General features: G+C 61.7%; 9 protein-coding genes. 5 read left to right on the top strand and 4 right to left on the bottom strand.

Annotated features, from left to right (window positions below; all coding sequences use genetic code 11):
* The first annotated feature begins 297 nt into the window (after window positions 1–297).
* On the top strand, window positions 298–1,482 hold the full coding sequence (gene metC, locus C8N35_RS11565; protein WP_107989845.1) for a cystathionine beta-lyase: 1,185 nt from the start codon (window positions 298–300) through the stop codon (window positions 1,480–1,482).
* 208 nt (window positions 1,483–1,690) lie between these two features.
* Here the strand turns inward: metC and C8N35_RS11560 are convergent, their stop codons facing one another.
* Window positions 1,691–2,308 carry an invasion associated locus B family protein gene (locus C8N35_RS11560; protein WP_245926763.1) on the bottom strand — a complete coding sequence of 206 codons (618 nt, stop codon included), beginning with the start codon at window positions 2,306–2,308 and terminating at the stop codon, window positions 1,691–1,693.
* 408 nt (window positions 2,309–2,716) lie between these two features.
* On the opposite strand from C8N35_RS11560, the gene C8N35_RS11555 reads away from it, so the two are divergent.
* The 4 genes from C8N35_RS11555 to C8N35_RS11535 all read left to right on the top strand — a co-directional run bounded on the left by C8N35_RS11555 (window position 2,717) and on the right by C8N35_RS11535 (window position 8,774).
* Window positions 2,717–4,561 (top strand): extracellular solute-binding protein, encoded by a 1,845-nt coding sequence (locus C8N35_RS11555; RefSeq protein WP_170122081.1) that lies wholly within the window; start codon window positions 2,717–2,719, stop codon window positions 4,559–4,561.
* A 28-nt stretch (window positions 4,562–4,589) separates the two neighbouring features.
* A complete protein-coding gene (locus C8N35_RS11550) occupies window positions 4,590–6,236 on the top strand; it encodes an AMP-binding protein (protein WP_170122080.1) in 1,647 nt (548 codons plus the stop codon).
* A 313-nt stretch (window positions 6,237–6,549) separates the two neighbouring features.
* Window positions 6,550–7,836: a DNA-binding transcriptional response regulator gene (locus tag C8N35_RS23650; RefSeq protein WP_146177383.1), complete on the top strand. Its 1,287-nt coding sequence runs from the start codon at window positions 6,550–6,552 to the stop codon at window positions 7,834–7,836.
* Between the two features lie 263 nt (window positions 7,837–8,099).
* On the top strand, window positions 8,100–8,774 hold the full coding sequence (locus tag C8N35_RS11535; protein WP_107989839.1) for a DsbA family oxidoreductase: 675 nt from the start codon (window positions 8,100–8,102) through the stop codon (window positions 8,772–8,774).
* Between the two features lie 41 nt (window positions 8,775–8,815).
* Here the strand turns inward: C8N35_RS11535 and eno are convergent, their stop codons facing one another.
* From eno to kdsA, 3 genes are all read right to left on the bottom strand, one after another.
* Window positions 8,816–10,090, bottom strand: coding sequence for a phosphopyruvate hydratase (gene eno, locus C8N35_RS11530; RefSeq protein WP_107989838.1), 1,275 nt, complete (start codon window positions 10,088–10,090; stop codon window positions 8,816–8,818).
* Window positions 10,091–10,215: 125 nt separating this feature from the next.
* The gene (locus C8N35_RS11525) at window positions 10,216–11,529 is read right to left on the bottom strand and encodes a UDP-glucose dehydrogenase family protein (RefSeq protein WP_107989837.1); all 1,314 of its coding nucleotides are present in this window, start codon (window positions 11,527–11,529) and stop codon (window positions 10,216–10,218) included.
* Window positions 11,530–11,630: 101 nt separating this feature from the next.
* A complete protein-coding gene (gene kdsA / locus C8N35_RS11520; RefSeq protein WP_107989836.1) occupies window positions 11,631–12,482 on the bottom strand; it encodes a 3-deoxy-8-phosphooctulonate synthase in 852 nt (283 codons plus the stop codon).
* Window positions 12,483–12,574 lie beyond the last annotated feature (92 nt).

Below are 12,574 nucleotides of genomic sequence, written 5' to 3'. Positions count from 1 at the left end.
CAAGCGCTGCTCCCAATGCGAGCGGCAATAATTTAATTGTCATCGATTGAAGCCTTTTCTGTTGCCCGGTTGATGCATTAGCGTATTGGGGGCGACTAAGTACAAACTCGTATAATGAGAAAGAGACCGCCTGCCAGTACGTTTTTCTCCGCCCAACCGGCGCGGCTATCCATGGTCGCCCCATGGACTTATTCGAGGACATTTGGAAAGTCGGGTCAAGAGCATCCTCTAGCCTGCGACCCAGATGCGTTACATCTGCTCAAACATCACCCATTTGCAATTGCACAGATCGTGAACATGACCAAGAAAAAGCCAGACACTACAACTCACCCCGATACCCTGCTCGCCCATATCGGGCGACACCCGCAAGATAATCACGGTTTCGTCAATCCGCCTGTCATACATGCCTCTACGGTTTTGTTTCCCGACATCGAGACGATGATCGAAGGCGGACAGCGCTACACTTACGCCCGGCGCGGCACCCCAACTTCCGATGCGCTTGAAGAGGCGGTCAGCGCACTGGAAGGCGCGGCGGGAACGCGGCTCGCTCCTTCCGGCCTCGCCGCCATCGCGGTCGCCCTGCAATCGTGCCTGTCGGCGGGCGACCATTTGCTGGTGGCGGATTCCGTCTACGGCCCGTGCCGCAACTTCTGCAATTCCGTGCTGAACCGCTTCGGCGTCTCCGTCAGCTACTACGATCCGCTTGATCTCGACGCCCTCGAAGCCGCCTTCCGACCGGAGACGCGGGCCGTTTTCACCGAGGCGCCGGGCTCTCTCACCTTCGAAATGCAGGACATTCCCGCGATCGCGGAGATGGCGCACAAGCGCGATGCGATCGTGCTCAACGACAACACCTGGGCGTCACCGCTCTACTTCAAGCCGATCGAACATGGCGTGGACCTTTCGATCCAGGCAGGTACGAAATACATCGTCGGACATTCCGACGTGATGCTCGGAACGGTTGCTGCGAGCGAGCGGGCGTGGAAAGCGCTTGAAAAGACGCATGGCGACATGGGCATGTGCGCGGGACCGGACGACATCTACCTGGCTTTGCGCGGCCTGCGCACGATGGGCGTACGGCTGGAACGGCACATGAAAAACGCGCTGGAAGTCGCCGGCTGGCTTTCCGGACGAGAAGAGGTTGCACAGGTATTCTACCCGGCACTGCCCGGTGCGCCCGGTCACGAGATCTGGAAGCGCGACTTCGCTGGCGCCAGCGGCCTCTTCTCCGTGGAACTCGCGCCCGCATCGGACGATGCTGTGAAGGCGTTTATCAACGCCCTCGAGATATTTGGCCTTGGCTATTCCTGGGGTGGCTTCGAAAGCCTGCTCACCTGGCCGCGGCCGAAGGCCATCCGCACGGCCACCTCCTGGGATGCCGCAGGCCCGCTGCTGCGGCTTCATATCGGCCTTGAAGATCCCGCCGATCTGATCGCCGATCTGGAAGGCGGGTTCGCCGCCTTCAATGCGGCACGTACCTGATCACGGCGCGAGCGGCAGGCAGCGCCCCCGGCAGCAGACAAAAAGGCGGCGTCTCATCGAGGCGCCGCCGTTTTCTTGTTCCGTACGAGCCGTTGAGACCCGCATTCTCGCTACAGAAGTCGCCCGCGCAGATCTTGGAGCGGTTTCTCATCGACCGGACCGATTCGATCCGGTCGAAATTTGCTCTAGCGGTGACGCTCGGCGGCAATCACTCGGACTGCGTCGCCTTCTTCTGCTGCTCGATCAGCTTTTCGCGGGCATCCTCGGCACGCTTTTGCAGCTCCTGCTGGAGCTTCTGCTGCTTGGCCTGCAGATCCTGCGGGCTCAGCCCCTCACCCTCGAAGACCTTGGTGAAGCCGATCAGCGTCAGCTCAAGCTGTACCGGTTTGTTCTGCTGGTTCAGCGTGGTCAGCACGAGGTTGCTGCCCTTCTTCAGAGCTGCGATGAAGGCATCGTCGATCAGAAATTCGCCAACGCAGCCGTTGGAGAAGCAGATGTTGTACTTGCCTGCCTTCTGCTGGCCGCCGTCGATCTGGACGCGCAGACCCGGCTGGATGAGCATTCCCGGCGGCACGATAACCGCCATGGACTTGCGGTCCTCTCCCTCGATCTCGCGAATGGCGACCTGGGCCAGAAGCTGCCCCGTATCGGTCGCCTTGTTCTGCAAGGTCATGCAGATCTTTTTCTTGCTCTTGGGATCGGTGTTGCAAACCTTGGTCCAAGCGGACTCGGCCCCGGGTTGAGCGGCGGGCGCGTCCGAGGACTGCGCGGATGCTATGCTGGTGTAGCCGAGCACGGCCAGCGCGGCGAGCGCTCCCTGCGCCACGGCTCGAACTCCGGAGTACCTATTGGCCATACGAATTCGTCCTTGCTTCCCTGTTTCCCGGCAGCTGGCCCCGTTCAGGCCCCGCCTTGCGTTACCGCCCCGATATCTCGGGTCCTCCATCGCCGCCAATTGCGGCGAGACGGTGACTGCCTTCGTGTTGCGCCGCATGAATAACGGCTCAATTCCTCAAATGCCAGTCATTCCGACTACTACGAAGGACCGAGCGGCCCTCTTGTGTGATAGGATGCGCATCAGAATCAACGGTTTTTTCGCAGTTCGCCGGTCACATGCAGGGTAAACCGGGCACGTGGCCGGGCGTTAGACATGACGGCGACGCTGTTTATGGTAAATGCTTTCGTGTGCAGGGTGCGGCAGTCACGTCCGGGCCAGGCGTTGCTGGGTGCGTCGATGCGAGGACTGCGACAGGCCCCTCTCCTGGCTTCACTTGCCACCCTTGTGATCGCAGGCGCGATGGCCTTCGGCCTCGCCGCAACGCCCAGCCGGGCAGACCCCGCTGCCGGCATTGCGATGCATGGCGACCCGACCCTGCCCGCAGGCTTCAAGTACCTCCCCTACGTCAATCCGGACGCGCCCAAAGGGGGCACCATAACCTTAGGCGTCCAGGGCACGTTCGACAGCCTCAATCCTTTTATCATCAAGGGCGTGGCGGCGCGGGGCTTGTGGGACTATCAATTCGGCAACAACGTCTACGAGAGCCTGCTTGTACGTAATCGGGACGAACCGTTCTCTCTCTACGGCCTGCTTGCCGAAAGCGTCGAGACGCCGCCGGAGCGCGACTGGGTCGAGTTTCGTCTGCGCAAGGAGGCCAAATTCTCAGACGGCACGCCGGTCACGGCGGAAGACGTGATCTTTTCCCTTGCGCTCCTGCGCAAGTCCGGCCGTCCGCACTACCGTACCTGGTTCAAGAAGATCGTGCGCATGGAAAGTCGCGATGCACGCACCGTGCGGCTGATTTTCGAAGACGGCAAGGATCGCGAGTTGCCACTCCTGATCGGCCTCGCGCCGATCTTGCCCGAACATGCGCTTGACCCTGCCGATTTCGACAAGTCCTCGCTCGCCCTTCCGATCGGGTCCGGACCGTATACGGTCGACAAGGTCGATCCCGGCAATTCCATCGTACTGAAGCGCAACCCCGACTACTGGGGCGCCAACGCGCCGGTAAAGGTGGGACACGACAATTTCGATGAAATCCGAATTGAATACTTCCGCGACCGTAACTCGCTCTTCGAGGCCTTCAAGAAGGGCATCATCGACCTTCTGATCGAGACCGACCCGAAGCGTTGGGCACAAAGCTACAATTTTCCGGCCGTGAAAAAGGGCGACGTGATCAAGCAGAGCTTCGAGAACAACCAGCCCGCCGGAATGACCGGTTTCGTGTTCAACGTGCGCCGGCCGATCTTTTCCGATATACGCGTCCGCCGGGCGCTCGTTCAGCTGTTCGATTTCGAATGGGTGAACAAGAATCTCTACTACGGTCTCTACGAGCGCACCCGAGGCTATTTCGACGGATCGGACCTTTCCTCGATCGACCGGCCAGCATCGGACGCAGAAAAGGTTCTGCTTGCCCCGTTCCCGAAGGCCGTCGACCCACAAGTCATGTCCGGCACCTGGCGCCCTCCTCACACGGACGGAAGCGGAACGGACCGCGCGCCCCTCGCCAACGCCGTCGCCATGCTGCGCGAGGCAGGGTGGACGATCAGAAACAGCAAGATGGTCGACGCGAAGACCGGAGAACCGCTGGCCTTCGAGATCCTGACACGTTCGTCCGACGAGGAGCGGCTGGCCCTCGCCTATGCCCGAACGCTGAAGCGGATCGGTATCGAGGTTTCCGTGCGCACGGTCGATTCCGCTCAGTACGAGCGAAGGCGCATCGCCTTTGACTACGATATGACGGTCGCGACCTGGACGGCATCGCTTTCGCCGGGAAACGAGCAGACGTTGCGCTGGTCGGTGGCAAGCGCCGATCAGGAAGGCTCGTTCAATTTCGCGGGCGCGCGCGAACCCGCTCTCGATGCAATGATCGAAGCCATGCTGAAGGCTCGCAGCCGGAAGGACTTCGTCACGGCCGTGCGCGCTTTCGACCGGGTCCTGATTTCCGGCTTCTATGTCGTGCCGCTCTTTCACCTGCCCGCAGACTGGATTGCCAGATGGCGCCACGTCGTGCCGACCGAAACCACCCCGCTCACGGGCTATCGCTTGGACACCTGGTGGTATGATGACACGGTTCAATGAGCCCAACCCCATTGTCGAGGAGGGGCGCATGATCCTTTCGCCCGCGTCCACAATCGAGCGCAACTATGCATCCGGCGTCTGGGGCCGGGTGGCACTCGACGCATTGTTTCGCAAGACCGCGAAGAAGCATCCCGAGCGCCTCGCGCTCGTGGACGAGCCAAACCGCGCCTCTTGGACGAGCGGTGATGCCCGCAGCCTCACCTACGAGGAGGCGGATCGGGAAATCTCCCGCCTCGCCGGGCTCTTCAAGGCGCTTGGACTGACGCCCGACAGCGTGATCGGCCTGCAGCTTCCCAATACGACCGATGCCGCCGTGATCATACTCGCGGCGCTGCGCGCTGGCCTCATCGTCACGCCCATCCCGCTGGTCTGGCGCGGCCGGGAAATCGCGGATGCGCTCTCGATGGCCAGTGCGAAGGCCGTCATCACCACCGACCGGCTGGAAGGTGCGGCGGCGGCGGACTGGATGCGCGATGCGGCGGTGGAGGTGTTCGGACTGCGCTACGTTCTGGGCCTGGGCGACAACCTTCCCGATGGCCTGATCTCGCTCTCGACGGTCCTCGCCGAAGTCGGCGACGAGATTCCGCCGGCCGACATCATCCGTGGCGACAGGGCGGCGGATCATCTCGCGACCCTCACCTGGACGGTCGGGGCATCCGGCCGCCCCCTTCCCGTTCCGCGCACACACAATCACTGGGTCGCCGCCGGGCTGGCCACCATACTGGAAAGCCGGATCGCGGACGGGGCGAAAATCGTCCTGCCCTACTCGATGACAGGCCTCGCGGGGCTGGGCTGCGGCATCGTACCGTGGCTTCTTTCGGGGGGCACGCTGCACTTGCACCATCCAGAAGATCTGTCGGGCATCGCGCGTCACGCAAAGGCGGTGGAGGCAGATCTGGTTGTGGTGCCCGGGCAACTGGCCTCGCGCACCGCCCGACACCTGAAAGAGGCAACGACGCTGGCAGCAATCTGGCAATCGGGAACGGAGCGCGAGGGCGACCCGATTTCCGGCCACACGGTCGTCGACGTCACGCTTATCCAGGAATTCGCTGCGATAACCCAGCGACGGGAAGACGGCACCTATTCCCAGGCACTCCCCTTGAGGGTGCGTGAAGGAAGTAACGGGATCTCGGTTGTCGAATTGAAGCTCGACACGGCTGATGGCGGAGCCACCAGGGGCGGCGGCGCAGCCAGCCTTCTCGTGCGCGGGGCCATGGTGCCCGAATGCGCATGGCCCGGCGCTCCGAGCGTGGATTGGCCCGATGCCGCGGACGGTTACCTGCGCACCCGATTGATGGGTCTTGGCGACAGTGACCACGTCACGCATCTCGACGTCAATCCGTTCCTCGGCAATTCCGGTCTGATCGGTGGCATCAGCCTGGATCTCGTTTCCCTCGATACGCTCTACAAGGAATTCGACGGGGTTCTGGATGCCGCGGCATTTCTCGGCCGCGATCCCATCCTTGGCACGCGCCTCTACGCAGCGCTGGTGCGCGGATCTGGAAAACCCTTCGACCGCGTCGCCTTCGACGCCTTTCTCGATGGACGCAAGATCGGGCTTCAGGGACGGCCGGCGGATTTCGTCATGGTTGATGCGATCCCGCGTTCCGAGAGCGGTTTCGTCAACAGAAAAGCTCTGGAAGCCTTGCTGCAAGACGTTCGAAAAGCCGTTTGAGACCCGCGGCCCCGGAGCGCATTCGGCCCCCCACCGACGGGCTTTCCTTCACTTGCAATTGCCACCTGTGGCCCGAGGCCGGGGATCCCTCTCCGGCCGTCTCCACTGAGCCGAAATTCTCTACTGAGGAAGTGCGAACGGTGCGGCGGCGAATGGGCGATGCTCGTGCCGAACCAGCTGAGCGCACGCCAAAATAAGCAATCGACCAATACAATATGCGAGACGACTTAACTCCCTATCTTGCCTTCGTGTTTTTACTTCTGCGTTAGCCTCCCCTTAAGTGCCTCGTGACATCGTGTTGTCAGGATGCTCCTTGAAGGTTGATCGCAAAATGCCGCTGACTGGCACAGTTGCCGCCTTGTGTGAGCCGGGCCGCGGCAATGATGAATTTTGGGACGATCTCGGCCATATGATCGGCCGACTTCATCGTTTCACGCGCCCTGAGCAATTGAACGAACTCCTTCAGAGCGACGGAGCCGTCGAGGCAGTGGTGGTCGATGGCCTCGGCATGCCGATCGAGGATTTCGTTCGGCTCGCTCATGCGACAGAACGCGTCCTTGGAGATAAAGACATTCCGCTCGTCTGCCTGGCGGCGGGTCCGTTCCATGGGGCCGAGACGCTCAGGCCCGACGCTATACTCACGCACCCAATTCCTCCCGTAGCGGTCGCAAGCCAGATCCATTCGCTCATCCGCCTCAATACCAGGAAGCGCGAAGCCGGCGTTCGCATCGACACGTTGAAGCAGCTGGGAAATGACGTTCCACGCCCCTCGATGTCTGTCTCGGGTGGCCAGGCGGACAATCGCCCATCCCTGCTCGTCGTCGGAACGCGCGGCAATTTCGCGCAAATCGAATCCGTGTTGGGTGTGAAGATCCAGCTTGTTGCCGCACTTAGCGCCGATATGGCGAACCTCTACCTGAGTTGGAAATTCTTCGACGCTGTGGTCCTCGACCAGGAAAACGCCGACGCGATCGACACGCTTATGTTGTTGCGGAATAACCCTGTTCATCATGACCTGCCCGTGATCCTGTTAACGGAAGGTCTCGACAAGGAGACAGCGGAAGAGGCGTACCGGTCCCAAGCCAACGATGTGCTCACGCTTCGCTCCACACAAGCGGACCTGTTCCTGCGTCTCACCACGAGCATTCGAGCCCGTCGTCTCGATCGCCAGACACAGGAAATGCTGCTGCGCAGCCAGGACGCGCTTGAAGGTGCGAACGGAGCGATCTCCGCCAAGTCATTCCGGTTCTATCTCCACAATGCCAAGAATGCCGCTCATCATCAGAACAAGCCGCTTACGGTCATGCGGTTGTCGATCGAACCGGTTTGCGAGCCACTGACCGAAACGCAGGCACTTCAGGTCGACAGGCCCGCGCTCAGGCTGATCCGGCGGCTCGTTCGTATGGAAGATCTGGCCGTGATCGTCGAGGGAACCGGGATCGTTACCGTCTTCCCCGACACGGATAAGGCAAGCGCGGAGCTTTCGCTCGCGCGTATTCGCGGCGTTTTGCGCAACACGCAGGTGACGCTCGAAATCGGCGCCTCGCCACTGCGACTTGATGCCTCTGCCAAAATCGCAGAAGTCCATACCGCCGCCTGAAATTTCTTGAAGATGAGTGAGTTAGAGGTCGATTGCGCCGCTTTTCGGAGCACGTGACCGGTCAATTGCCGATCGTGCGCGGCGATAGGACTCAGTCCCATCAAACATTCGTGCTGCGACACTGCGTTAAACCGGATTGGCAGATTGCCGTGAGTCACTAGATTGTTCGGTAAGGACAGATGTTCTCGCACGCAAAGAACGAGACGTGACGCCGGGAGGAGACTGCAAGCAACGGCCCAGAGCCATGCCAAGGGAGACCCGGCGTGCACGGACATGCGCTTACGATCGACGTCATCTCGGACATCATGTGTCCCTGGTGCTTTATCGGGAAACGACGACTGGAGGAGGCATGTGCGCTGACCGGCGTGCCTGTGGACATCCGCTGGCGTCCTTTCCAACTCGACGCGAACCTGCCGGCCGACGGCAAGGATCGGACCCTCTATCTCCACGAAAAGTTCGGCGGAGCGGAACGCGCGAAAGCGATATGCGCCCGCATCTCGTCCGTCGGCAGGGAAAGCGGCATTGAGTTCGCGTTCGACAGCATCACCCGCTCGCCGAACACGCTCGACTGTCACAGGCTGGTGCGCTGGGCGCAACATGACGGAGCCCAGGATGCGCTGGTGGAACGGCTGTTCGCGGCCTATTTCCTTGAAGGGGTCGACCTGACCCTGCGCGACAACCTGATCGCGCTCGCCGGCGATGTCGGGATGGATGCAAGGCTCGTGGCCGAACTGCTGGACAGCGACGCGGACGTGGCCGAGACACAGGCCGAGATCGAAACCGCGCAGCGCATCGGCGTGACCGGCGTGCCCTGCTTCATCATCGACGGAAAATACGCGCTGATGGGCGCACAAACACCCGAAAACCTTGCTGCCGCTATCCGCAAGGCCGCGGCAGAGGCAGGCGCCGCGAGGGAGCCGGCCGCACACGCGATGTGAGGGCCGGCATCCGCGCAACGATGCGCCGCAAGGCCCGTCTGTCAGGCCTTGCGCACCGAACGACCGGCAAAGCGCGCCTGGGGACCGAGGTCTTCCTCGATGCGGATAAGCTGGTTGTATTTCGCCAACCGGTCGGAACGGGCCAGCGAACCGGTCTTGATCTGCCCGCAATTGGTGGCGACCGCGAGATCGGCGATGGTGGAATCCTCCGTCTCGCCGGAACGATGCGACATCACGGCGGTATAGCCGGCCGTGTGAGCCGTATGAACCGCGTCGAGCGTCTCGGTCAGCGTGCCGATCTGGTTGACCTTGATCAGGATGGAGTTGGCCACCCCCATCTCGATCCCCTTCCGCAGACGCTCGGAATTCGTGACGAAGAGATCGTCGCCAACCAGCTGGACCTTGTCGCCGATGAGATCGGTGACGGCCTTCCAGCCCGTCCAGTCGTCCTCGGCCATGCCGTCCTCGATCGAGATGATCGGATACCGCTTGACGAGATCGGCATAATACTGGGCCATCTCCTCGGGCGCCAGAACCTTGCCCTCGCCGTCGAGATGATACTTGCCGTCCTTGAAGAACTCGCTGGAAGCGGGATCGAGCGCCAGGCAGATGTCATCGCCGGGTGTGTAGCCAGCAGTCTCGATTGCCTTCAGAATGAAGCCGATCGCCTCGTCTGCCGAGCCGAGCCCCGGTGCGAAGCCGCCTTCATCGCCCACATTGGTGTTGTGGCCGGCATCCTTCAGCGCCTTCTTCAGCGTGTGAAAGACCTCCGACCCCATGCGCACGGCTTCCGCGATATTGTCGGCGCCGATCGGCATGATCATGAATTCCTGAAAGTCGATCGGATTGTCGGCATGCACGCCGCCATTGATGATGTTCATCATCGGCACGGGCAGGATCCGGGCACCTGTGCCGCCAACGTAGCGATAGAGGGACAGGCCGCTCGCCTCGGCCGCGGCCTTGGCGACCGCCAGGGAAACGCCCAGGATGGCGTTCGCGCCGAGGCGGCTCTTGTTGGGTGTGCCGTCAAGTTCCAGCATGGTCTCGTCGATACCGATCTGAAATTCGGCGTCCATGCCGACCAGCGCCTCGAAAAGCTCGCCATCCACGGCATCGACCGCATTGCGCACACCCTTGCCGCCATAGCGCGCCTCGCCGTCACGCAGTTCCACGGCCTCGTGTACGCCGGTGGAAGCGCCCGAAGGAACCGCCGCGCGGCCTTTGCTGCCGTCTTCCAACGTGACGTCGACCTCGACCGTCGGGTTGCCCCGGCTATCGAGGATTTCGCGGCCGATGATATCGATGATGGCGGTCATGGAGCACTCCCGTTCCAAAAGCCTCGACGCGGTGGCGTCGCCGGCATTTCATTCGATTGCGACAGCCGGACGATACCCGGCCGCACACTGGATGATCGCTGATCAGCTGACCCGCTCAAAGCAGGTCAGAACATTCCTTTCTTACCGACACTCACGTAGCCGAGCCCAGCATCTTCAACATCCTGGGGCCGATATATGTTGCGCAGATCGACAATCGTCTTGCCCGCCATCGCCTCGCCGATACGCTTGAGGTCGAGGCCGCGATACACGTTCCATTCGGTCAGAACCGCGATGACGTCCGCATCCTTGGCAACATCATAGGGTTGCTCGCACCATTCCATTCCTGGCAGCAGCGGCGCGGCCTGTTCGCGCGCTTCAGGATCATGCGCGCGGACCTTGACGCCGGCCCCGACAAGCCGCGGCACGATGACCAGCGACGGCGCATCGCGCACGTCATCGGTGTTGGGTTTGAAGGCGATGCCGAGAACGCCGACAGTCTTGCCTGCCGGATTGGGACCGAGAGCCTCCAGAATACGATCGGCCATGGCGCGCTTGCGCGCTTCGTTGACCGCGATCGTCGTCTCCACGAGCAGTTGCGGTGCGCCCGACTTGCGGCCGGTGGCGGCAAAGGCATTGGTGTCCTTTGGGAAGCAGGATCCACCATAGCCAGGACCAGCGTGAAGAAACTTGGAACCGATACGCTTGTCGAGACCGATTCCCGTTGCGATCTGCTGCACATCGCCGCCCACCTTTTCACACAGGTCGGCGATCTCGTTGATGAAGGTGATCTTCATCGCCAGAAAGGCGTTCGCCGCGTACTTGGTGATCTCGGCGTTTTCCAGCGTCGTTATCAGGATCGGCGTCTCGCGCAGATAGAGCGGCCGGTAGAGATGGCGCAGAGCCTTCTCGCCACGCTCATCCTCGACACCGACGATGACCCGGTCGGGGCGCATGAAATCCTCGATCGCGGACCCTTCACGCAGGAATTCCGGGTTCGAGGCGATGGAGAAGGCAACGCCGGGACGCTCGGCGGCGATAATGTCATGCACCTTGCGGCACGTTCCCACGACGACCGTCGACTTGATGACGATGACCGTTTCGGGCCGCATGGCATGAGCGATGCGCTTGGCCGCCTCGAAGACGTAGCTGAGATCGGCCTCACCGTCTCCACGGCGCGAAGGCGTCCCGACAGCGACGAAGACCACATCCGCCTCGGCGACCGCATTCTCGAAATCGGTCGTGAAAGTCAGCCGGCCGGCTGTGTGGTTGCGTTCGATCAGTTCATCGAGGCCGGGCTCGTAGATCGGCGACTTGAGCTCGTTGAGCGTTGCGATCTTCGCTTCGTCAATATCGACGCAGGTCACATCGAAACCGAATTCGGAGAAGCACACGCCGGAAACCAGACCCACATAGCCGGTTCCAATCATTGTCACGCGCATAAGAACCCCCAGGGGATTGGGTCGATTACAGTGCCTCTCAACGGAGGCGGGAAAGGGACAGCGTTACTCGCCGGCCTGTTTTGGCGGGCTTTCGCGAATTGCTAGACCGCCGCCTTGGCGATCCCGTCGAGCGCCTGCAACGTCTTGAGCAGATCCTTCAGCGCGTGAAGCGGCACCATGTTGGGGCCGTCGGACGGCGCCTTGTCGGGATCCTGATGGGTTTCGATGAAGACACCGGCGACGCCCACGGCCGCTGCGGCACGCGCGAGCACGGGAACGAATTCACGCTGCCCCCCCGACGACGTCCCCTGCCCACCTGGCTGCTGTACGGAATGCGTCGCGTCAAAAATCACCGGCGCGCCGTTCTGCGCCATGATCGGAAGTGCGCGCATGTCCGACACGAGGGTATTGTAGCCGAAACTCGCCCCCCGCTCGGTTTGCAGCACGTTCGCATTGCCGGAATTGACAAGCTTCGCCACCACGTTGCGCATGTCCCACGGCGCAAGGAACTGCCCCTTCTTGACGTTGACCACCCGGCCGGTCTTCGCCGCGGCGACAAGAAGGTCGGTCTGACGGCACAGAAATGCGGGGATCTGAAGCACGTCGACGACTTCCGCGATCGCCGCGCACTGGTCAGGCTCGTGGACATCCGTCAGAACCGGCATACCGAGCGTTTCCTTGATCTCGGCGAAAACCGGGAGGGCTTTTTCCATGCCCAGGCCGCGGGCACTCGTCAGGCTTGTACGGTTGGCCTTGTCGAAGGACGTTTTGAAGACCACACCCATGTTGAGGCTGTCGGCGATTTCCTTGATCGCGGATGCCATTTCCAGAGCGTGTTCGCGGCTTTCCATCTGACACGGGCCGCAGATCAGCGAGAGCGGAAGAGTGTTCGAAAAACGGGTCGATCCGATCTCGACAGTGGCATTGCAGTGCGTCACAAGTCTGCCTTTCATGACTGCGTATCGTGCGCGCGCGTCGCGACGCCCGGACTGATACCGCGCGACCAGCGACGACGCAATGGCGTGGCTAATGCGGCTTGACGAAA

Source organism: Breoghania corrubedonensis (genome assembly GCF_003053845.1).
In the GTDB taxonomy this organism is placed as follows: domain Bacteria; phylum Pseudomonadota; class Alphaproteobacteria; order Rhizobiales; family Stappiaceae; genus Breoghania; species Breoghania corrubedonensis.
Note: the sequence above shows the minus strand (reverse complement) of the source record. Positions and strands in the feature narration are given on the sequence as shown.